Source organism: Dysgonomonas sp. 521, from assembly GCF_010501055.1.
Classification (GTDB): domain Bacteria; phylum Bacteroidota; class Bacteroidia; order Bacteroidales; family Dysgonomonadaceae; genus Dysgonomonas.
The window spans coordinates 18,427-42,572 of sequence record NZ_QVMO01000011.1; the positions used below are offsets into that span (position 1 = coordinate 18,427).

Here is a 24,146-nt window from a genome sequence, read left to right on the forward strand (position 1 = left end):
TTTTTACACAAAAAATGCAATAAATACATTACCTTTTTATATGGCATTTATGATAGTCTCAATATCAATAAGTATCATTGCAAAAAAGAAATATTATTCGAAGAAATAAAGGATTAGAATTGTTAATTCAGATAAAAGCACAGCTACCCTGCTCGCGCAGGCTTCCAGTCTGTGTTGCGAAAATTACTTGCAAGAGATCTTGTTATATCTTATTTAGTTTGCTTCGCAATATACATACTGGAAGTCTGCACAAGCAAGAGTATATGATTTGAAGAATAAAACGTATCAGTATACAGTAGATTATGAAATTAGAGTTGGCTTAGGAATGAAATAAAAAATTAAATAAGGAAGGCTCTGGGTATATCTCCCAACAGCTTCCTACCTTAACTATTTACTTAAATTATGAAAAAGTATTTATCATTAATCGTTTTTGTATCTCTATTGGCATTAATGTTGTTTTTTCGTTTGTCTTTCAGTAATGGAGATATATTAGGGCAATTGTCATATTTGTTTATCATTCCTGCAATAGCAGCTTTAGCTATTGGGCTTACTCCGCGATTATTAACAACGAAAAATATTATTTATCTAACAATAGGAGTGATTTTAGGAGTATTATTAATCCGAAGCGAGCAAAACCATATAATAATCTATAAGGCTTTATTTACAATAATTGGTGGATTTTTATCTTGGCTTTATTTATTTTTGATTAAAATAGAGGATTAGGATTACTACTTACCCCATCTTTTCAGATTTAGCTGCACTGGGTGTAGAGGAAATGAATGAATTGGAAATGAGAACAGAGGATGGGGCTAGGTTGGCCAGATGGTTTTAAGGTTCTTAACATGATATAATACAGATATTCACATTACAATATTTATCTATATGCTTAATAATAAATTAAAAGACAGAAATCAAATCGTTATGGCTTTTGTAATAATCGCCTTAGTATTAACTGTCTATTTCATTGCCTCAGTCGCTAAATACCCTGATTCATTTATAAATGGTTTACTCGGGCGTTGATAACTTTTGCTGCCGTATGATACAATAGTAGTCACGAGATTATAATTTTTTTACCAATATGAGAAAAAAATATCATCAATATTTAATTGCAATTGTTATTGCGATTTTTGTTACGCCCATTATTGTGAATAACTGGATTGCTTTTAAGCACTTTATACTAAATATCGCAACACAATATTTTGATTTTTTTAAATGAATCCTAAAGCCAATGAAACGTTCAACTTTTTTCTGAATAATATCTCTTTTTATCAAAAAGTTGCTTTTGCAGTATTTTGCACTGCTTTGGTAGTCTTTCTTTCGGGTGAATTTGCCTATATATTAGGGAAGCATCTTGCTTTATAACATAAAGTGGATAAGGTAGAAGAACAGATAAAAATCAAATTGATGATTACGAGTCTGTATAACAGGTCTGGAAATAATGTTAAGTAGTTGATTCTCTTTAGAAATGAACATAGTTAAAGACATTTTTATTTTTCTGAAAAGTCCAACTACTGCAGGTCGGATTCGGTTGCAGACTCTTGGATTTGTTAAGACAGGGTTAGCATGTTATCTGTTAATGATGTTAACAATATTTTTTGTTGGAATTATTGTAATCTCACCATTATCATATTTCGGACTCATGCCTGAGAAAAGCAAAATGGACTTGATTTTACAAAAAGTAGTAATAATAGCCGTAGTCGGACCTGTTTGTGAGGAACTAATTTTTCGGTTACCGCTTATTTTCACTAAAAGAAATTTATTGATTGCAATTGTTTTGCTAGTCTTTTTACTAAATAAATCAGATATTCCCAGAGCTATAGTATTGAGTATAGTGATTATAGGAGTTGGTTTGTTTCTTTTGTACTATAAGAAGTTTAGGATTACAGAGTTTTTGGAAAATGTATGGAAAAATCATTATACGTTCGTATTCTATATCTTTGTATTATTGTTTGCATGTATTCACATAACTAACTATAGGGATCTTTCGTTTATTCAATATTGTCTAACCCCTCTTATTGTTGTGCCTCAATTGATTATGGGGATCTTTTTTGGATATACCAGAGTTCGTTATAAAAACGGTTTAATAATATCAATTTTTATGCATATATGCTTAAATTCGTTATCTTTACTTTTTGCGTTTAGATTGAATCCTGATTCTTAGCAACTGTTTAAATTTTATTGGTATTCGGCTATGAGTTATTTAGAGATAGATTTTTTGATTTTACAAGAATTTATTATAAAGATTTAATTAGAGAAAATTATGAACAGAGTGAGATTATTTAATACTAAATGCCGGAAAGTTATTTCTGTGTTATCGGCTATATATCTGCTATATTACCTAATAACCCGGTTTGATGATTTTGTAAGAGGTTTTGTTGCTGCACATCAATCAATGACCGGTTTATTTTGACAGAACCACTTGCTGTTTTGGGTGCAGTATATGTAGGTGCATATTATTTAGGATATTATAATGGAAAACATGCAGAAAAATAAATTTCTTTTTTTACAGATTATAGCTTATTTAGGATGTTTTATTTCCTTTGGAATGATTTATTATGCTATTTTTACACAAAAAATGCAATAAATACATTACCTTTTTATATGGCATTTATGATAGTCTCAATATCAATAAGTATCATTGCAAAAAAGAAATATTATTCGAAGAAATAAAGGATTAGAATTGTTAATTCAGATAAAAGCACAGCTACCCTGCTCGCGCAGGCTTCCAGTCTGTGTGTTGCGAGATAAAGACACAGACAAGAGGGGGATGATACCTATAATGTATTATATTGCGGTATATGTTATTTATCAGTAAGTTAACTATGGAAAAGATTCTACAGTTTTATAAAATTAAATATTTATCTATATGCTTAATAATAAATTAAAAGGAAGAAATCGAATCGTTATGGCTTTTGTAATAATCGCCTTAGTATTAACTGTCTATTTTATTGCCTCAGCAATTGAATATCCCGGAGTTTTTATAGATGGGCTTCTCGGACGTTGATAATAATACTAGTTTATTTTACTATACCTTGTACTACCTTGATGTTTTATTTTCGGGTATGTTTGTCCTTATATTAGGGAGGTATCTTGCTTTGTAAAATAGCTAGGGTAAAGGAAAGTAATATGAGAAAATTCTTATTCTTAATCGTTGTCTTTTGCTTCTGCAATACAACGCATGTTTTCGGTCAGGTAATAGTGTTTGAAGGTGAATGTTGCGAAGCACTTGCAGGATATAAAACGAAATACGACAATGATTCAACGGTAGTCAGCAACTTTCGATCGTTCTATCAAATAGAAATGAGCGAAATGGCTAAAGCTGAGTTGTTTAAAAAGAAACCCGCTGAGATAATCGCGTTTTTCAATACCGACGCTGGCAAAAAAAATCAGATGCTATATAAAAGGTTACCGAAACAGGTACGACCTTTTAGAGTAATCGTTTGTAGCCGGATAATAAAATACAATGCTGCGCCGGATACGCTTTTATAGGCTTTCCGGCGCAGCATTTTTGTTGAGATACCCGTTTTAATACCCGTACCTCACCGGACGTTCACATTCGGTTGATTTCTGAGGGGCATATAGTGCCACAATATCATATACCCGTCTGAAATCGCCGTCATTAAAATATGGAGAATCTTTCATCCATGTGATTGTATTATTCAGTATTGTTTCTGTTTTGGAATAATTCCCCTGATTGTTTGCCTTTGCCGCGTCTTTCAGATTTTGCGCCATAAAGGCTATATCATAGTTTTTCTCTACCTCTCTGTTTGTCACAGGATTATTGCTGTTGTATCTCATCGTTTTTTCAGAAGTTTCATGTTTGCCCTTGTTGGAGTAGCTCAGGCGGGCGGAGATAGAGCCTTCGTTTCTGTTGTTGCTTTTCACTTTTAGCAATACGATCTGGGTAGAACTGGCTCCAAGGTTATTCAGATTTATAGATATGGAGTTTGCACCTTCCGATACGGGGTTGTAACCGTAACATTTGAGTATCTCCCAGCCTCTGGGCAGATTGATTGTCAGGTTCGGGTTTTTACCTATTCCGTACATCAGGGCATCCAGTTCGTCATTGAATACTTTATACATATCTTCACTGTCTTCGCCGATAAAGTAATTCAAGCCTCTGCCCCTGTCTGCCAGTTGGCGGAGCAGGTCAAAGTTTAGCGACTGTCCTACACCTATCGTAGATATGTCGATCCCCTTTTTATTATATGTCAGCGAATTGTTTGCAATCTGTTCCAGTCTTGTTTCCCCTGTATTTGTTTCTCCGTCGGTAAGCAATATTACCCGTGAGTTTACTTTGTCGGAATGATTTAGTATGGCTTGTTTATAGCCGAGCATCATACCCGCGTTCAGGTTGGTACTTCCTCCGGCATTAATCTTCCTTATGATAGAATATATCTTGTCTCTGTCATTGGTCAGGCAGGTAGCAGGCAACGCTACTCTGGCTTCGTTGTCGAACAGTATGATAGATAAATAATCGCCGTTATTCAGGGAGTTGACAAAGCGGCGTAATGCTTCCCGCGCCGATTCAATCTTTTGACCTGACATCGATCCGCTGACATCGACCACAATGGAGGCGTTGACTTTATTCTGTATGTCATTCCGCAGGTTGGCGGGTTGTGTGGCAACCCCTACCTGCACTATAAACTCATCGCTTTTACCTAATAACGAGTTGTTGTAATCGATGCTCAACGCTACGTCCTGCTCCTGCGGGATCGTAATATTGTGCAGATGGTAATTCATAAAATCTTCTACAATAAACGTTTCCGGCTTCGGCATACTTACAGTCCTGTTGTAGCTGCCGGTTCTTCGGCTCGAAGAATAGGAGTAATCATTGTTATAGCCGGAAGAATTCTGTGCGGCATCCCTTGTATACGACAATGAGCCCGAACTGGAACCAAACTGCGCTACCGCGCTGATAGAGAAAATGCAGAAGCAGAATGATAGTAATACTTTTTTCATAATCCTGTAAAGTTATTTTAGTGATAATTCTTTTATATCTCCGGCAGAAGTAATGTTGGTCGGAAAGTCTTTATTTGTTGATCGTATAACCCTTTACATTGGCGAATGCCAGAATAGATTCATTGATGGCTTTGCCAAGGTCGTCGCCCGATGTATTGTCTTTCTTTGCCTGTTCGTCTATATATTCCTGACGTTTTTTTGCCAGTTCGGCTATCTCTTTCTGGATGGCTGCGCGTTCAGTTTCTTTTTCGGTTACCAGTTTCTGTATTTCGGCTTTCGATTTGTTTTGCAGCTCCTGAGGCAGTTCCGATTGTTCGATTTCATTCAATGCGTTGCTATCTTCTTTTACTTTGTCTACCAAGTCCCACGCACTGTTATTATATACCTGCTTCGATTTGCTTACAGCCCGTTCGGCGAAGTTCGATTTGGACATACTCATTGCGTTCACATCCTGCTGCCGTTGGTTTTCGGCATGGGCAAAACCTTTTGCTCCATAGCTGATATATGTCCTGTTCAGGCGGTCGTTGCAGGCGCTGATACGGTCGTCGTATGGGGTGTCGTAATAGCGTACACGGGCGTTGTGGTCTATGTTGAAGAATTTGCCTTTTCCCCTCTCGGCACCATCCCGCCACATTCCCTCTATGCCTTCCGCTGTTCTGCCACAATGGATGGTGTTTACATAAATACCCTTCGCCAAAGCCCTGCTGATGGCTGTTTTATACGATACGCTCCCTTGATTGAACGGTTCGTTGCCGGCAATGTATATCAGTTTCATATCAGATGAGTTGCTTCCCCAGTTGAGCATTTCCACGGCTTTGCTGATAACCGTTCCGCAGTATTCATCCCCACCGTAAGTGGTAAGGGAAAACAGTTTTGCCGATATTAGGTCAAGGTCTGTGGTTAATGGAGTTACCTGACGGATATACCCGTCTGCCCTTCTCAGGTTGTCGTTCCCGTATTCGTACAGGGCTATCTCTATTTTAGGCGTCCGCCCGTTGTACTTTAGTGTAGTCAGGGTGTTCACTATATTCCACAGGCGCGACTTTGCCTGTTCTATCAGCCCGTCCATGCTGCTGGATGTATCCAGCAGGATAGCAACCTGTATCTTAGTGTCCCTGTTTTGCTCACTATTTACTATATTTACATCCGGGCTGGTAGGGGTGTTGCCAAAAGAGGCCATCGTGAAAACGATAAACATTGCGCTAAGTAGTATAAACTTTTTCATATCATTCAGTTTTATTGGTTTCTTTACCCAAAAGTATATTGTTAAAAAATAAGATTTCGGGCAGAATGGGTGAAGCCGGGCTTTCAATTGGTAAAATATAATTTATAAATGTTTTAAAAGTATTTACTTTGTAATATTGAAAGGGGGAGTGCATTTTAAATTGCAGTTTCAGTAGAAATAGCGTTAGGTAGAGCAAAGCGCATAAATATGATTCAATCGTTGACCTGCGCCTTCAGTGCGCAATTTACATCGTACGTTTCTTACCCAAGGCGCCGCTCTGCTTGCCATTGGGCTGAAACAAGGTTCGGCGAAGCCAATTAACACGGGTTTTCAGCCCTGATTAACTCAAAAAATATGTATATAAAATACATCTTCATATTATTATTTACCGCTCTGGCTATTCATGGCCAGGCGCAGTCCATTATTCACTCTAAGGAGGCCACCAAAAGCGCCGAACTACAGGAGGTGTCGAAGGCTATAGAAGAAGGCAAGTCTGACGACGAGGTGGCGCAGAGCTATGAGAAACTGGCAAAGAGCCTGTCGGATAAGGGCGAGTATGCCAAAGCCGAAGGTTACCTTATCCGTGCTAAAAAACTGTATGAGAAAACGAAGAATAAAGAAAAGATAGCTGCCGTAGATATTGAACTGGCAAAGGTGCAGGAGGCTCAGGATAATGTAAGTGCCGCAATCGTCAGCCTGAATGCCGCCCAGATGAATACCACAAGTAGTAAGCAGCGAAAAATGAATACGAATAATATCGGACGTTTGTCGAACCAAAGCAATCCACAGGCTCAGGCAAAATATATACAACAAAATATGGACTTGGCTACCGATGCCGATGACAGGGCTATGGCCTATCAGCAGATGGCCGATGTGAATATGAGGATGGGAGATGCCCCGGAAGCGATAAAGAATCTCGAGCAGGCGCTGGTAACAGTAAAAGATAAGCCTACCGAGACATTGAAAATAAAACAGGATATGGCCGGAGCCCTGATAGCGAATAATCAGACGGAAAAGGCGATAGAAATAAATAAAGACCTCGTAGCCGAAGCCCGTAATGTAAATGCCAAAGCAGAGATACAACAATTGCAAACCTTGTCGAACACCCTGCTCGAAGCCAATAAAAAGGAAGAAGCTATAAAAACGCTGCAAGATGCCTATGAGCTGGCTGTGAACAAAGGGCAGACAATGGATGCTAAAAACAGCCTGGAATTGCTGGTGCAGCAATACCGCAAAGATAAACAAACACAGAAGGCGCTGGATGTATATGCCGATTTCATGAACAAGCTCGAACCCTTGGTAAAAGGAGACAGTACCCTGATAGATGAAAAATTCTTTCAGGTACAGGAAGATAAAATACTGCGTCTGGAGAAGGAGAGGGAGCTTAAAGACGCGCTGATAGCCAAGCAGAACACATTTAGTTATGTGCTTTCCGGGGTTGTTGTGCTCATCCTTATATTCCTGCTCTTTATAGCGAAAGCATTGTATTCCATCAAGAAGAAAAATAAGAAGATCGCCCTGCAGTCGCTGCGAAGGGAAATGAATCCCCACTTTATATTCAACAGCCTGAACAGCGTGAACCAGTTTATAGCGCAAAACAACGAACTGGAAGCAAACAAGTACCTGTCGTCATACTCCAAGCTGATGCGCAATATCATGGAAAATTCCAATAAAGACTTTATCTCCCTGACTACCGAAATGGAACAGATGAAGGAATATCTCGACCTCGAATATTTGCGCTTTCATGATAAGTTCAGGTATAGTATCGAGATAGACGAGGAGATCGACAGCGATGCCATGCTTATACCGAACATGCTTATACAGCCGCAACTTGAAAATGCAGTTTGGCACGGATTACGCTACAAGGAAGGAATGGGATTGCTCAGCCTGAAAATAATGCAGGACAATAACAGCCTGTACGCCATCATAGAAGATGACGGCATAGGGCTTACAAAAAGCAAGGAATTAAAAACCAGACATCAGAAGGAACACAACTCGCGCGGACTGACCAATACGCATGAGCGTATCAACCTGCTCAACAGCCTGTATAATACAAATATATCCATAGATATAAAGGAAAAGGAAGGGGACGATACAGGTGTTATTGTTACGCTCCGGTTTCCGGTAATGAATAAATAACCACCTCCCCAACCCCTCCGAAAGGAGGGGCTCTAACTTATAATTCATAACTCTTATATATGAATACTTTACGAAAAATAACCAGTGTTATAATAGAAGACGAACCAGCCGCGCGCGAAGCCCTGAAAAACTATCTGGGTAAATACTGTCCGCAAGTAGAGGTGGTGGGAGAGGCGCACGATGGGAAAAGCGCTGTCCCCCTGTTGCATGAACTGGAACCTCAACTGGTTTTCCTCGATGTGGAAATGCCTTTCGGGAACGCTTTCGATGTATTGGAAGCAAGTAAGGATTTATATTTTGAGACGATTTTCGTTACCGCGTTTTCAGAGTATTCATTGCGGGCGCTAAACCAGAGCGCGGCATACTACCTGCTCAAACCGGTCAGTATCGAAGAACTGATTATAGCCGTGAATAAGGTACAGCAACACATTATCAATAAGGAAATATTTAACCGCAACAAGATACTGGTAGAGAATTTCCATGAAACCAAACCCGAGAAACAACAGGTAATACTGCCTACGCTCGAAGGCTTTGAAGTGGTAAAGATGGAAGATATTATGCGCCTGCAAGGCAATGGCAACTTTACGGATATTTACCTGAAAGACAAAAGCAAGAAAATGGTTTGCCGCTTCCTGAAACATTTTCACGAAATACTGCCTTATCCGTTTATAAGGGTGCATAAGTCCCATATTATAAACTTCAACTTTGTGAAGTCTTATCACAAAAACTCGGGAGGCTATGTAACTTTGTCGGACGGAACGGAAATTGAGATTTCATCCAGCTATAAAGAGGAATTTCTGAGATTGTTCAAATCTTAAGTACCAATAGTCCGTTAAAATCTCCATCATAGTTAAGCCGCCTTGGAGGCTATGTTAATGAGTTCTCTCATAATTTTAGCATTTAAGTATCTGTTCGGTCTAAAACCAGACAACTCAAAAAATCGTTTGAGTATATATGAGTTGTACATCAGTGATTTAATGGCGTTCATAGATAATTGTGTTCCATTTTCTTTCATCTTAAGTTCTTCCATACGTGTGTAGTCTAGATTGGCAAAATCAATTTTTCCATCCAATCTTTTGGGGCGTCATTCATTGTAACTCTATGCGCAAACTGCTTAAAGTTACTGAAAATCAGTCGTTCGCTTAATTCTTTTGTGTCAGCTTTTGTTGGTGTAATTCATTAAAAATAAGAATGTTAAGTGATTATTTAACGAACTGTTGATATGAAGTTATTATTAATAAATCACCCCATTTCTTTATATCTATATTTTCAAATGGAATTATAACGTCTCCATTTAAATTTAATAGCCCTTCATTCTCTCCTATCCTAGCTACAAATCGATTATTTTGCAATACACGAATTTTATCGTCATATAAAGGTTGAATTATTTCATTACCATCCAAGTCACTTATACCCCATTTACCTTTGTAAAGAAAATCTATATATTTACTTTTAACTGAAACTTCTATTTTATCATATTTACATGGCAATAAAATCTTATTTGTTGTTATATCAAGTAGCCCGACCTTATTATCCTCCCATATTGTTGCTTTATCTGGTAATTCAAGAGAAATATCATCATAAATACAAGGTACGATTTCTTTGCCTTCCGTATTTATTATTCCCCATTTACTGTTTCTACATACTAAATAAGATTCATACCATGTAGACTTCATATCATCATAAGTATATGGAGATACAAAATTACCGTCCCAGTCAACAATAATTCTCTTATTCCCTTTCCTTAGAAAAATTCTTTTTGTTTCCGGATATAATTCTGAGCCATTGTATTTAAAAGGAACAATTACCCTATTCAATGTATCAATAACACCTCCTTTTCTCCCATTTTTTGTAACTTGAGCTCTACCATTATTAAATGGCTCTACATCCAGATATTGATGAGGAATAACCAACCTGCCCTCTTGATCTATAAACCCATAAAGAGAGCTTTTTTCATCATAGTCTATATATAATCCTTTTTCTTGGACCTGGCATTTTCTTTCTCCTAGCTTTTTTCCTGTATAGCTATAACTGTCTATTTGCTCTTCTCTAAAAACAAATACAGTATCCCCCATTTCCGCTATACTTCCATTGTTAGTTAATATCAATTTGCCGACTTCATCAAACCAATCTGATCTTTCCTCTCTGTCATGTTTGGCATCATAAATAATTCCGATTAATCCATCTCCTCCTTTTACTACATCATCATATATAAATGATCTTATATATTCCCCTTGGGCATTGATGATTGCTTTTTTTCCGTATTTCCCAGCACAAGTAATGTCTCTTTTTCCCAAAAAATCATCTATATAGTCAACATCAGATAGAAGGATATTACTTAGAGAATCTAGTAAAAACGCCCTATACTGCGGATATTCATTTTGATTCTCCGTTAAAAAAATCGAAGTCTTTGTATAAGGATGATATTTAAGTTCTATTTTACTTCTATAATCAGGTAAAATTTTATACGTTGCAGGAAAAACTTCTTTACCTCCTTTATATACTATTCCAAGCTTTTCGTTTTTGGTAAAAATGGCATAGTCCCCTTCAAAATTATTGATTTTTTCATATTTACAAGGAAATACTTCTTCACCTGTAGTTATATCCAGCACCCCCCATAGTCCTAATTCATTCTTGACAGAACAACGATCTCTATTCATTCTACTTCTTGCTAACCCTAGATATTTATATGGAATGACCAACTCTCCCTTTGAATTAATAAAACCCCACTTTCCTTCTTTCATAACAGCAGATGTTCTATAGGGATACCAAAAGGCAATTTTTTGATATTCCAATGGTATTTGTACTTGCCCTAATATGTCTAATATACCCCATTTTTTGTCTTTGCATACATATGCATAATAGAATCCAGAATTATCATTTTCTATTTCTATTTTATTGAAATAAGGGATATCATCAGGCATAGCCAAATTACCATCCAGATCAAATAGATAATAGTTAATCTGGGCCTGAATTGTTATGGTTAATAGGATAAAAATAAAAACCAATATTCCAGTTTTCATTCCGTTCTAATTTCTTTTTCTTTAAATTTCAAACATTCAATATCCATCACTTTTTTATTGAAATTTGCTCCAGTTGTATAAAGGGTGGATGTTCCCGTAAATTTTTTGTCTACTTGATATTTTTTTTGAATCTTCACCTATATCATTTTTCTCTATAGGAGTATATGCAGGCATACCCTTTAACAATAAACACGATGCCCAATGAAAACGGGCCGATTCTCCTTTATCTTTACATGTGAAAGATAATACATTCATCTTATTCTGATTTTGGATATAATCCCCACTTTCTATGCAACCATTACTATTAATCCAGACTGATTCTATTCTTTTTTTATCAGACATATTTTCATCAGAAAACACAATCCTAAATATTCGACATGCGCTTATTATCTTATCTTTAGTCTCTATCTTTGCTATTTCGAATCACTACTGTCCGCTAAAAAACAGAGCGAACTTTTAAAAATTAAAAAATCCGCCCTTCTGCCTATCTTTGTAGTAGCTACAAAACAAAAGTAAGCATGAGCAAAAATACAGATTTTATCGGACAGCCGATATTGAATCAGCTGTTATTTTTCATACAGGGTGTAAATATCAGCAAGATTGCGAAAAAACATAATAGAGTCTGTTTTTATTTCCAACCTTCTTTTGTCGGTATCACTTTCTTTATTGTCCCGTCAGCATTGTAATACAACTTATCCACACAGATAGAGCGCAGATTTCCTTTTCCCGAGAGGTCACTGTTGTGATAGAAGCCATACCACTGACCTTTATATTCTACTATCGAGCCATGATTGGTGTCGCAGTTGGTAGGATCCATATAGATACCCTGATATTTCCAAGGGCCCAGGGGGCTTTTGCTCGTTGCATATTTCTTTCTGTTGGCTCCCGGATTATTATCCGAATAAGAAAGATAATAAGTATCCTTGTATTTGTGTACCCATGTAGCTTCATGAAAATCGTCAAGGCCTGTCATTTCTTGTAATTCACCATCCAGTTCTACCATATTTTCTTTCATTTTAGCTCCTTTGCAACGGCCACCACCACCATAGTAGAAGTATGCCTGCCCGTCATCGTCAACGAATACACAAGGGTCTATCATCGCAAAGTTGTCACTTCCGAGGTCAAGGTAGCCTTGTACCTGAAAATCACTCGCAGGCTTATTGCTCGTGGCTATTCCTACCTTCCATGTCTTGTTCCACTCTGTTCCGCTAGGATGGGGGAAATAGAAATAATATGTTCCGTTCCTGTAAGCACAGTCGGGCGCCCACATAAAACCGCCTTCGGGTCTGCCCCAGGCTACCTGGCTCGAACGAAGTATTTCGCCGTGGTCAACCCAGTTCACCATGTCGTCTGTAGAGAATACATGATACTGGTCCATCAGGTCACAACCTCGTGGCGGGGCTATATCGTGTGATGCATATACATAGAGGCGTCCATCTTCCCAAACATGTGCCGAAGGGTCGGCTGTGTACATATGCCGGATAAACGGATTTTTCTGACTGTAACTATTGGCTGATAATAGTGTAAAAGCCAATAGGCATAGGATAAAGAGATTCTTTTTCATCGTTTTGTATTTTCTGATCACTGTTAACTGATTTTACTTTGTTTGTTTTACCATCTGTATTGTCCCATCCTCATTGTAATACAACTTGTCTACACAAACAGAGCGCAGCCAGTCGTTAAACTCTCCGTTTTTTTCAGATAATGAACTGTCATGATAAAACGAATACCACTGTCCCTTATACTCCACAATCGAACCATGATTGGTATAGCTGTTTGTCGGCTCCATGTAGATCCCCTGATGTTTCCACGGGCCCAGTGGGCTGTCGCTGGTGGCATAACGCATACGGTTATCTCCTTTTACTCCGTCATTCCAGTTGTCGTCATGGTTGTCCGAATAAGACAGGTAATAGATGCCATTGCGTTTGTGTACCCATGCTGCTTCGTGGAAATCTTCGAGGCCTTCCATCACTTGAAGTTCGCCGTCTACTTCCATCATATTGTCTTTCAGTTTGCCAGCAAGGCAGGTGCCTCCACCTCCCTGATAGATATATGCCTGCCCGTCATCGTCAATAAATACATTCGGGTCGATATGCGATTGCATACCTTTTACATAGCCTTGTACTACAAAGTCTTTTGCCGGATACTTACTTGTAGCAACTCCGATTTTCCAGCTGTTATCCCATTTCGATTCGCTGGGATGAGGGAAATAGAAATAGTATGTCCCATCTTTATACACACAGTCCGGCGCCCACATAAAACCGCCTTCGGGACGTCCCCACGGTACCTGGCTCGAACGCAGTATTTCGCCGTGGTCTACCCAGTTCACCATATCATCTGTAGAAAATACATGATACTGATCCATCAGGTCGCAGCCACGCGGCGGGGCTATATCGTGCGAAGCGTATACATACAGGCGTCCGTCTGCCCATACACGTGCCGAAGGGTCGGCTGTATACATGTGCTGTATAAACGGATTCTTTTGGCCGTAAATATTACAGGATAGCAGGGTAAATACAGCAAAACATGCTGCGAAGAGTACTTTTTTCATTTAGATAGTTTTTATGTTTTATTTTTTCTTATTCATAATTTCAGAAAACTTGTAACTGCCCGTAGAGCTTGTAACTCGTAACTATTTATTCGCTTTCAATATAAAATCCACTATAGGCGCCGGATTTGGAAAACTATGCGGGTGATGTTTAAACCCATATTTCATCATCACTGTAATATTTCCGCCCGCTTCTTTTATTTTCCGCTCAAATTCTAAAGTCTGAGTCGGAGATACGGCCTCGTCCTGGTCGGCGCAAAGGATAAGTATCGGGTATTTTCCTTTCACTATTTCCTGTATCTTATCCATCGGGCTTCCTTTGAAATTACGGATATCATCCCGTGTTTTCAAGTTGTATGCTGCCATAAAGTCTCTTGTCATCTCACCCAGGTCTTCACCTTCCCTGTCTGCCAGATAACGGCAGTCGAGCAGGGGATTATCCACATAAATACAACTCACCTTATCCGGATTGACGGCAGCCCAGCAGAACGAGTACATCGCGCCACGGCTCATGCCTTCCATTGTACTTTTCTTTGATAGTCCAGCCTTTGTCAACAGTTTATGAAAATCTGACCAGATAGACAGTGCTTCGGTGTTTCCCATCAGTTCGGCTACATCGCAGTAAACCAAATGGTAACCCCTTTCGAGCAAAGCAATGTCCGTTTGTGGTTCGTGCGCCCAGAAGCGGGTACGCCATATCCACGGTTTGTTGGAAGCGGCAACTTTCGGTTTCACAACTTTACATTCGCGGCCTCTTAGCTTGAAGTCTAAGCAGATATAACCCTTAAAGTCGCTGATGGTGTAAGCCGTTTTTAGCTTGCTCAGTATATCAAATTCATTATCTGTTTTCAGTGTAATCTGGTCATATAACCTCTTGGCGATAATGCTCGAACCCTCATCATTCGGATGTATTTTGTCCGGAAATAAATCGGGTCTGTTTATCAACAGGGAGTGCATATCCAGCACTTCCACGTTTTCATTGTATGCTACCTGTTGGATAGCCGGGATAATATCGTTTACTATCACCGGGTCCCATATCTGGTTACTATCCGTTTCGAAAGAGACAAACGGCAACATCAAGATAACACGTGGTTTTGAAGGCAGGCTTCTAAAAACATTTACCATATCGTTGCAATCCTTTGCAAACTCACTCATATGAACCCTGTTTACTGCTTTGGCATCATTTCCGCCCAGGTCGATAAAAACAATGTCGGGACTGCTGTTCAATGCTTTTTGGTAAGCATCTGTATTCCAATAAGGATGGTCACCTTTGCGAAGCATAGTACAACTACTTACCCCGCAATTGATTACCTGGTACTTATCGCCTAACAGGCTACCCAGTTGTGCAGGGTAGGAGTCTTTCTCAGGGTCGGTAACCAGTCCTCCTTCGGTAATGCTGGCGCCTACACAAACTACTTTTGTTTGTGCATTGGCGGTTATTGCCAGAATAAGACAAAGAAAGATTAAGATGACACCTCCCCCGACCCCTCCAAAGGGAGGGGAGAAAGGAAAAGCCAAGTTACCTGTATGTTTTAATTTATTAATGATGAGCGTATTGTTCATTTTGTTTTTTAAGATTATTATTACCCCTCCCGACCTCCCCAAAGGGGATGAGAAAGCTTGCGTCAGCTATCTCCCCTCCCTTTGGAGGGGTTGGGGGAGGTGGTTATTTTACCACATTGATAGTCTGAGTTAAATGTATATTCTTCGAAGAACTACCCACCATTATTTCGAATTCACCCGGTTCTACTACCCGTTTCATCTCTGCATTAATCAATGACAGGTGTTCTGGCGTAAGGGTTATTGTAACTTCCTTGCTTTCCCCTGCTTTCAGAAAGACGTTGGCAAAACCTTTTAGTAGTTTCACAGGAGTGGCTACACTGCTTACCTTATCATTGATGTAGAGTTGCACAACTTCCGTTCCGTCTACATTGCCTGTGTTCCGCAGGTTGATAGTCACAGTGATATTATCGGTTGTTTTCGCGTTTTCGGGCTGTACACTCAATGTGGAGTATGTGAAGTTAGTATAGCTTAGCCCATATCCGAATTCATAAAGCGGGTCGCCGTTTCCATCCACATACCTGCGGCTGGCAGACGGTTTCTTTGAATAATAGATAGGCAATGTACCCTGTTCTTTCGGGAAACTGATACTTAATTTACCTGAAGGATTGTAGTCGCCCCATATCACATCGGCTACCGCATCGCCTCCCGCTTCGCCCGGATACCAGGCCTGCAGCAGTGCATTAGAATTTTCAGCAATTTCGGTCAGTACTAATGGACGGCCTGTCAGCATAACGGTAACCACAGGTTTATTTGCCTGTTTCGCCGTTTTAATGATGTCAAGGTCTGCCTGATGCGGGTACAGGTTTTGACGGTCGCGGCTTTCACCCACCTCGCTGTCGGTTTCGCCGATAACGACAAGGGTAACATCCGAAGCGGCAGAGGCACGGGCTACATCCCTGAACAGTGAAGATGAGGTAAGCTGTGTCATTCTCCAGCGCAGATTAACAAAGGCAATATCTTCTATCTCTGCATATTCGAGGCGAATAGGCACCTGTTTGCCTGCTGTAAGGCTTATCTTTTTGCTAAGGGTTTGTTTTACTTTTTCCTCTCCCCAGCAGTCGATAAACAATTCATTATTAATATATACACGCGCGTAATCATCCGCATTTAACTGGAACTCATATTCGCCTGTTACCGGAGCTGTGATATAGCCGCTCCAGCGAACGGAGAAGTTATCAGAATTGATACCCGGCGCAGGGCTCAGGTTATGCCAGTACACCGAAAGGTTATCGTTAATATCTGTGTAGACAGGATTTCCTTCAAAGTTAGTATTGTTGTAGAATGTAATATCCAGTCCGTTCTTATCTTTATTCGAATCGGGAGTCAAAGCTGTTGGCGGGATATTGGCAAATCGTTCTGAGATATCACTGTTTACAAAATTAATCTTCACATTTTCGCCAAAGTGTTTTTGCAATGCCTGATAGACTGTCACTCCCTTTGCTCCGGCAGGAGAATAACCGCCCAGAGAAGATACATTTGCCAGATTGCCGACAAGGGCGATGGATTTGATATCTTTTTTCAGAGGCAGGATGCCGTCTTTGTTTTCAAGTAGAACTATTGATTTGCGGGCTGCTTCGAGTGCTAGTTTCTGATGTTCTTCGCTTCTGTAAACTTTGGCTGCCAATGTTTCGTCTGTATATGGGTTGTCAAATAGTCCGAGTTCAAACTTTACACGCAGTACTCCGGCTACCGCCCTGTTCAGGTCTTTTTCGGACAACTTACCATCTTTTACGGCTTTCACCACCGTGCTTTGGAATACATCGTGCGGATAATCATAAAACTGCATATCCAGCCCGGCAGACAGGGAGTTAATAATGGCTTCTTCTCCGTTGGCAACCGTGTGATGGTCTTTGTATTGCTTGGCAATGGCTCCCAGGTCAGATACCACAAAACCATCGAATCCCCATTCGTCCCTCAGTATTGTTTTCAATAGCCACGGGTCGGCAATGGCGGGGATGCCATCCCTTTCGTGATAGGCAGCCATAATTCCTTTTGCTTTAGCTTCGGTTACGGCTTTTTCGAATACATAAAGGTGTGTAGAACGGGCTTCGCGTTCCCCGATAAATACAGGTGACGTATTTACGCCGCCTTCGGGTATACCGTGTATGGCAAAATGTTTTGGCTCGGCAACAACAGTATTGTTATCTTTCAGGCTGTTGCCCTGCATTCCTTTGATGAGGCTGACTGCATAGCGTGACGACAGGTAAGGGTCTTCGCCGAACGTCTCTTCGGTGCGTCCCCAACGGATATCACGTGCCAGGTCGAGATTAGGCCCCAGTATGAAATGTACGCCATGTGCACGTGCTTCGGCAGCAATGGCTTTACCTATATTGTTTACCAGTATGGTATCCCAAGTGGATGAGTTACCGATAGGGGTAGGGAATGTGGTTGCTCCCGCCCCTTGGTATCCATGTAATGCTTCTTCGATGAAAATAACAGGAATCCCCAAACGTGAGTTTTCGATGGCACGTTTTTGTACGGCATTGGCTATGGCCGCTGTCTTCGGGTAAAAGTCGTGGATAGAGCCGATGCACATGGAGTCGATAAAGAAGGCTGCTTCTTTCTCTTTCAGCCTGTCCGGCCCATCCAGAATATCGTTGGCCGAAAGCATATCCAGTTGGGCTGCTTTTTCTTCGACTGTCATCCGCGACAATAAGTCATTCACCCTGTCTTCAACAGGTGCATTCGCATCTTTATAAACCGGGGTGTCGGAACATCCCGCGCTGAAGAGCAAAAGCGATAAAAATGCCGTGCATATAAGATTCCTTTTTTTCATGATTAAAATTATTAAGGTTATTTTTTAGGTCTTTGTCATTTTGAACGGAGTGAAAAAATCTCTTACCTCTATGAATATAACTTTTGAGGGTCGAGATGCTTCGTTGCCTCAGCATGACAAAAGAGTATGATACAATTCGTAATTTTTTAATTCAAATTTATTTTTTCATCATTAATAAACTCATTAAAAAACACATTAAGACCTCCTTAAAATCCTTATTAATACTACATTTTTACATTAATCTCCTGTCCCTGATATACAATTTGCTTATCAGCCTGCGAAATGGTGTTTATATTCTTTCCATCCTTAATAATGGTGACATTGAAAGTGCGGTTTTTCAACATGCCCGGAAATTCTCCCTGACGGGTTCCGATGGTTAGGATTCCGGCTTTGTCGTTCCACTTCATTTTAATCGTTGAGCAGATACCTTTTTCATAATTGTAGTTGTCGTTTTCATCTTCATACAGTACAAATTCGGCATCAGCACCCGGGAAAATGAAAAGGTTGAGATTATCCCATTTCTTTTCTTCGGCATACTGTACTTTCGGTCCCCACGGTAGGATACTTCCGGATTTGATGTACAATGGAATAATGTCTATAGGCGTTGCCTTGCTGATTTCTTTTCCGCCTTCTGTCTTTTCTCCTGTCCAGAAGTCGTACCAGTCAGCACCTTTCGGCAGGTATAGTTTATGTGATTTTACAGTGCTGAAATCTTCTACTGCGCTGCCGTTCACACGGTTTACATACATGGAATCGGTAACAGGGGCAACAAGAATAGATTTACCAAACATAAACTGATTGTCTATATCATGCACGTTGGCATCGCTGGCGAAGTCCATACTCAGGGCGCGCATCATAGAGCCTGCATTGGCTGTAATGTCGTGACCGATAGAATACATATATGGTAACAGATTGTAACGCAGGTTAATATATTTCTCCTGCGTATCGTAAGCCCAATCGCCTTTTTGTCCGAACTGGAAAATTTCGCGGGGGGTACTTGTTCCATGCGAACGCATCATCGGGGTAAATGTAGCGAACTGCATCCAGCGTACATATAATTCATGGTAGGCTTTATCCCTGATACCTTCTGGATATACATGGTGTGCGAAGAATCCACCTATATCTGTGTTCCAGTAGGGTATTCCACAAAGTGAGAAGTTAAGCCCGGCCGAAATCTGGTTGCGTAGCACATCCCAGCGTGAAACGATATCGCCCGACCATGAGTTAGCCCCATAGCGTTGTTGCCCTGCGAAGGCAGAACGTGTAAGGATATAAACACGTTTGTCGGAAGTAACCTGACGTTGATAGTCGTACACACTACCTACCGATACAAGAGGGAAAGCGTTATATACACTGCGAAGCGGTCCCAGATAAGTCTGTTGATTTAGTTCTTTTTCTCCTCCCGAATATTCCGGTTCGGTAGCATCAAGCCACCAGCCGTCCATGCCTATCGAAAAGATATTTTTATTCATATAGTCCCAATAGATTTTGCGTGCTTCCGGATTGAAAGCATCGTAAACTTTTACACCATTATTATGCGGGAATGTTTCGAAATCAAGTAAGAGGTTTTTCTTTTTCAGGTCTTTGTGAATATTTGTATTTGGGCCAAAAGAAGGCCAAACAGAGATAGCTATATGTGCATTCATCTTATGCACTTCATCTATCATCTTTTTCGGATTTGGGAATGTAGGGTTGCCAAATTCTACGGCATTCCAATGCTTATTGTCGGTGCTCCAGTATTGCCAGTCCTGTACAATTCCGTCGAGAGGAATATTCAGGTTGCGGTATTTTTTTACCACATCAAGCAACTCGTCCTGCGATGTATAGCGTTCACGGCTCTGCCAGAATCCGTATGTCCATAGCGGATACATAGGTGCCTGTCCTGTAAGTTCGCGAATTTGTGCAATTGTCCCATCAGCATCTTTTCCATACATAAAGTAATAGTCTATGCAATTACCAGCGGTAGAAGTGAATGACAAGCCGTCATATGAATCTTTATAAGTAGTGGGGGAGTAGTTGTCCCAGAAAACAGCATAGCCTTTTACTGAATGGATAATCGGAATAGCTATTTCCATATTCACCTGACGCAGATGTACTTCCTGTTCGCGCTGGTTCATATGTCCTTGTTGGTGTTGTCCAAGCCCGTAAACAGCTTCCTGCTTATCGAGAAGGAATGTTTGTTTTACTTCATACGTTTTACCGCTTTCATAATTCTTAGGAGTGAATACAGACGAAACGCTCTTTTCGGCAATGAAAGGTCGGGTATCTGTTCCGTTGAACAGCACATCTCCTGTAGTCAGGTTCAGCGTAACGATAAGGTCAGCTGTATTCAGTGTGATTACATTGTTGAACTGTTCAATGTTGAAGTCTGTACTTTGCGGTTCTTTGATAACCGACAGGCTTTTCTTATCAGGAGTTTCTCCCTGCGGATATTTCAGTACCCTGACAATCTGCGGGCTAAAAAACTGAATCTCAATACTTGTTGAGTTTACATCGGTCTTTACTCCCTGCGGCGTGCGTTGGTAATTTTGTGCAACCAACTGACCGGATAAAGTAAGGATGAGAAGTGTAATGAATGCTTTTTTCATTGTTGTATTGTTTTCTTTTTGTACTCTGTCATGTTGAACGGAGTGAATTGAAAATCGGCAGAGCGAAGCGGAGCCAAACCCTCGTATCTTTTTTGAGGGTCGAGATTCTTCGTTGCACTCAGAATGACAAAGAGAGCTTTATTGTTAACTGCTAACTGTTTACTGTCATTCTGTTCCTAAATTTCCTTCTACATAACTGCTTTTTGCATTATTGCTGATACGTATTTTTCCCTTGATTGTATTTTCGCTGACAATGGCACGGTCTACATTGCTGCCGATGGATATTTGCGGACTGTCGTGCATAAAGTCGCATCCACGGACAGATACAGAGCCACTGTTGACCTGTATAGCGCTTCTGTTTTCTTTGCTTCTGTCCCACTGAACAAAGATGCAGTCGGAGAAACCGATTGTTCCCTGTCCGTTGATCTTTGCTATCTGCTCACATGGCCCCCAGAAAGCACTGTTGACAAAGCGTACATTTCCTTTGTTGGCATTCGTTACTTCTACCATAGTAGGGTCGTCGCCGTGCATGGCTACAAACTCTCCGTTAGTGATAAGGATTCCGTAAGCGGCACTTTGTTCCACCTTTACGGAAGTGTGGCATGCATCGGCTCCAATACCTAAAAAATTCCCGTTACAGGAGCCGGTGCTACCCTGGCTTGCTCCAAACTTATAACCAACATTATATCCGAAGCAGAATGTATTAAGCACATAGTGCCAGTCGGTGCGCTCGAAGATAAATGCTTCGCCGTGTTCGCGTTGCCAGTTGTAAAGGGTTGGCTTCATGCTCCACCACGGATTCCAGTGTACATTTTCTATTCTGCCTATATCATAAATCGCATCCACATAGATACCCCTGCGCAACGGTTGTCCGCTGATATTGCGGATAAGGGCGCGTTCGTTGTGCGATGCATCGATTGCGTTGTAAGGATTCAGCATTTCCACATCGAGTAATGCCGGATTTTTGCCTTTCATAGCTACTCCCCACGGATAAGCATCGGGCACTTTGTCAGGGTCTTGAGTTGGCCAGTACATAACTATTCCGCGCAGTGTACTGTTTGTATTGATGGTAATAGCCGGAGTACCTTCTATGTCCTGTCCTTTGCCTCCGGTGATAAGGAGAGTTGTGCCGTCTTCGCCCGGTTTAGGCAGCCCTGCATTGCGGATTCCGTTGTGTGAAGGAACGGATTCGAAAGCGCCCTTCAAAGTAACGGCCTGCGGTATATTCAGTGAGCCGGCAATAAGATATGTACCATTTGGCAAATACACTGTTCCGCCCCTCTTCCCGAAAGACTCCATTGCTTTCTGGATGGCATTGGTATCATCCGTTTTTCCATCGGCCTTTGCTCCGAAATCGAGCACCGATACGATGTCTTTAGATTCGGGATGTGGCTTGATATCTGCATTTCTTTGTTGCGCAGATAAATTTATCATCCCAAGTATTAACAATGATGTGAGGATAAGTTTTTTCATAATTATATATTTTTTAAGCTGTTAGCTGATAGCTTTTAGCCAATAACTTTCTAGCCCGCTTTGCGCCATTGGCACATTGGCATATTTGCTAATTGGCACATTGACTTGTTATTCCATTTTCATTAAAAGCATCTATTGAGAAATAATATTCTGAGTCCCTGTTGAAGAAACGTCCTTCAAAAGAGTTGTCATAAACCATTACAGCATTTTTCAACTGGTCGGGCTTTACTCCCCAGCGAAGGATATAGCCGTTTGCTCCGTCTACTTTGTCCCAGCTAAAGCGGAAGATGCGGGTATCATCCTTATCTCTGTCTACCTGTAATTTAGGTGTATGTTTAGGTGCTTTGCCCTGTCCGTGTCCGAACACACGCAGGTCGTACAGAGAGAAACTACCTTCCATATCTTTTACGTTTACAATACGGATATATCTTGTCTTTACAGGTTTGTCCAGAACAATAAGTTCGTGGGGCATATCTTTGATGTTTTCACCTCTGTCGATGATTCCTTTCCAGTTGTTGCCATCGTCCGAACATTCGATATAATACTGGTAGACAGGGGGAGAATCGTTTCTTGTAATGGTGAAATTATGGTCGGCAAAATTTACCTGTATAGCGTTTACGCTCATCTTTCTGCCTAAATCTACCTGCCACCATTCAGCTTTTTTACCAGTAGCGGCTGCCCACCATGTTTCAACTCTTTCATCGGCTGCTTTTTCAGCTTCATATCCTTCAAGGGAAGATGATGCTGTGACTTTTTTTCCGTGGGAAAGCATATTCCACGACATCGAACAATCATTGTTTTCCAGATCTGTTTTTTTATCGGGTATAGTGAATGGATAGTCTGTTAATGCTGTGTGTGCCTGCATATTGTCGTCGCCGGACATATAGGCGGGGAATAGTCCCAGCCTGCGCTCGAACATATGACGAACTGATATAGTCATTGTAGCCACATGCCAATAGTTACCATATTTGTCTTTGAATGTATGTCCGTGTCCTGCTCCGCCGATAAAGCCTCCCGGTTTGAATGAGAAAGGGCTGTTTTCGGCATAGGTATATGGCCCCAGTGGATTGTCGGATGTGTAGATGCCATCGCCGTAAATGCGGTATTGCGTGCCGGGAGCAGCATATTGCAGATAGTATTTTCCTTTATATTTTATCATACACGGCCCTTCGTTCCAGCCGGTACGTTGTTCTTCATTGTTGACGCCGGGAACTTCCCAGCCGTATTTGTCTCCGTTATGCCTGATAAGGACAACAGGCTCACCTACAGCTTTAAATCCGTCATTCGGGTCTATCTTTACCCCCATGATGGGGTCTACATCCGAACAGCCCCAGTACATATACATTTGTCCGTCATCGTCTTTGTAAAATGCCGGGTCCGTCATGCCGTATTTGAATTTGGTTTCTACCGGTTCCCATTTATCCTCATCGGGGTTGGCATTCCTGAAGATTTGCAGGTTTGCCGAAGCTATATAGTAAAGTGCATCATCATGCACCAGTACTGTAGGTGCATAATCTTCGATGGTTGTTATTGTTTGAGTGGGAATGTAAGTCCAGTCCACTAAATCGGGTGAACTCCAATACCCCCCTGATTTGGATGCAAACAAATAGTACTTATCCTTAAAGTACTCAATCACTGGGTCGGCAGCTTCTCTTCTGCTTTCTCCATCGAACTGAAAGCGATAATTCAGATTCAAGGGGTTGGCAATGATGCGCTTGTCCCCGGATTGACTTCTGGAAAAAGGGCTATTGAGAAAAAATAGACCTAAAAGTAATGTTATGAATAGATGTTTGTTTCGCATAAATGAATATTTTTCTGTAGTGGCAATCCCTTGTGGTTGATCTTTTGT

At 40.7% G+C, this 24,146-nt stretch carries 16 protein-coding genes; 5 read left to right on the forward strand and 11 right to left on the reverse strand.

Going from position 1 to position 24,146, the window contains the following annotated elements:
• Positions 1-402: 402 nt before the first annotated feature.
• The 3 genes from D0T84_RS05430 to D0T84_RS05440 all read left to right on the forward strand — a co-directional run bounded on the left by D0T84_RS05430 (position 403) and on the right by D0T84_RS05440 (position 3,489).
• Positions 403-723 (forward strand): hypothetical protein, encoded by a 321-nt coding sequence (locus D0T84_RS05430; RefSeq protein WP_163306786.1) that lies wholly within the window; start codon positions 403-405, stop codon positions 721-723.
• Between the two features lie 934 nt (positions 724-1,657).
• A complete protein-coding gene (locus D0T84_RS23260) occupies positions 1,658-2,161 on the forward strand; it encodes a type II CAAX prenyl endopeptidase Rce1 family protein (protein WP_370525436.1) in 504 nt (167 codons plus the stop codon).
• 965 nt (positions 2,162-3,126) lie between these two features.
• Complete coding sequence (locus tag D0T84_RS05440) at positions 3,127-3,489, forward strand: hypothetical protein (protein ID WP_163306789.1); 363 nt, start codon at positions 3,127-3,129, stop codon at positions 3,487-3,489.
• A gap of 36 nt (positions 3,490-3,525) precedes the next feature.
• On the opposite strand, the gene D0T84_RS05445 is transcribed toward D0T84_RS05440, so the two are convergent.
• Both D0T84_RS05445 and D0T84_RS05450 read right to left on the reverse strand, forming a co-directional pair.
• Positions 3,526-4,962, reverse strand: a complete 1,437-nt coding sequence (locus D0T84_RS05445) for a VWA domain-containing protein (protein WP_163306791.1) — start codon at positions 4,960-4,962, stop codon at positions 3,526-3,528.
• Positions 4,963-5,032: 70 nt separating this feature from the next.
• Entirely contained in the window at positions 5,033-6,187 is a 1,155-nt protein-coding gene (locus tag D0T84_RS05450) for a VWA domain-containing protein (RefSeq protein ID WP_163306793.1), read from the reverse strand.
• A 354-nt stretch (positions 6,188-6,541) separates the two neighbouring features.
• On the opposite strand from D0T84_RS05450, the gene D0T84_RS05455 reads away from it, so the two are divergent.
• The gene (locus tag D0T84_RS05455; RefSeq protein WP_163306795.1) at positions 6,542-8,326 is read left to right on the forward strand and encodes a histidine kinase; all 1,785 of its coding nucleotides are present in this window, start codon (positions 6,542-6,544) and stop codon (positions 8,324-8,326) included.
• A 59-nt stretch (positions 8,327-8,385) separates the two neighbouring features.
• Positions 8,386-9,144 carry a LytTR family DNA-binding domain-containing protein gene (locus D0T84_RS05460; RefSeq protein ID WP_163306797.1) on the forward strand — a complete coding sequence of 253 codons (759 nt, stop codon included), beginning with the start codon at positions 8,386-8,388 and terminating at the stop codon, positions 9,142-9,144.
• Between the two features lie 384 nt (positions 9,145-9,528).
• Here the strand turns inward: D0T84_RS05460 and D0T84_RS05465 are convergent, their stop codons facing one another.
• The 9 genes from D0T84_RS05465 to D0T84_RS05505 form a co-directional block, all read right to left on the reverse strand.
• The gene (locus D0T84_RS05465; protein WP_163306799.1) at positions 9,529-11,349 is read right to left on the reverse strand and encodes a WG repeat-containing protein; all 1,821 of its coding nucleotides are present in this window, start codon (positions 11,347-11,349) and stop codon (positions 9,529-9,531) included.
• A gap of 54 nt (positions 11,350-11,403) precedes the next feature.
• On the reverse strand, positions 11,404-11,691 hold the full coding sequence (locus D0T84_RS05470; RefSeq protein WP_163306801.1) for a hypothetical protein: 288 nt from the start codon (positions 11,689-11,691) through the stop codon (positions 11,404-11,406).
• Positions 11,692-11,977: 286 nt separating this feature from the next.
• On the reverse strand, positions 11,978-12,913 hold the full coding sequence (locus D0T84_RS05475) for a family 43 glycosylhydrolase (RefSeq protein WP_163306803.1): 936 nt from the start codon (positions 12,911-12,913) through the stop codon (positions 11,978-11,980).
• A gap of 33 nt (positions 12,914-12,946) precedes the next feature.
• Positions 12,947-13,900: a family 43 glycosylhydrolase gene (locus D0T84_RS05480; RefSeq protein ID WP_163306805.1), complete on the reverse strand. Its 954-nt coding sequence runs from the start codon at positions 13,898-13,900 to the stop codon at positions 12,947-12,949.
• Between the two features lie 81 nt (positions 13,901-13,981).
• On the reverse strand, positions 13,982-15,460 hold the full coding sequence (locus D0T84_RS05485; RefSeq protein WP_163306807.1) for a GDSL-type esterase/lipase family protein: 1,479 nt from the start codon (positions 15,458-15,460) through the stop codon (positions 13,982-13,984).
• A gap of 103 nt (positions 15,461-15,563) precedes the next feature.
• Positions 15,564-18,236, reverse strand: coding sequence for a glycoside hydrolase family 3 N-terminal domain-containing protein (locus tag D0T84_RS05490; RefSeq protein ID WP_163306809.1), 2,673 nt, complete (start codon positions 18,234-18,236; stop codon positions 15,564-15,566).
• Between the two features lie 224 nt (positions 18,237-18,460).
• Positions 18,461-20,824, reverse strand: a complete 2,364-nt coding sequence (locus D0T84_RS05495; RefSeq protein ID WP_163306811.1) for a TIM-barrel domain-containing protein — start codon at positions 20,822-20,824, stop codon at positions 18,461-18,463.
• A gap of 165 nt (positions 20,825-20,989) precedes the next feature.
• Positions 20,990-22,297, reverse strand: a complete 1,308-nt coding sequence (locus tag D0T84_RS05500) for a glycosyl hydrolase family 28-related protein (protein WP_163306813.1) — start codon at positions 22,295-22,297, stop codon at positions 20,990-20,992.
• 88 nt (positions 22,298-22,385) lie between these two features.
• A complete protein-coding gene (locus D0T84_RS05505) occupies positions 22,386-24,098 on the reverse strand; it encodes a family 43 glycosylhydrolase (RefSeq protein ID WP_163306815.1) in 1,713 nt (570 codons plus the stop codon).
• Between the last annotated feature and the right edge of the window lie 48 nt (positions 24,099-24,146).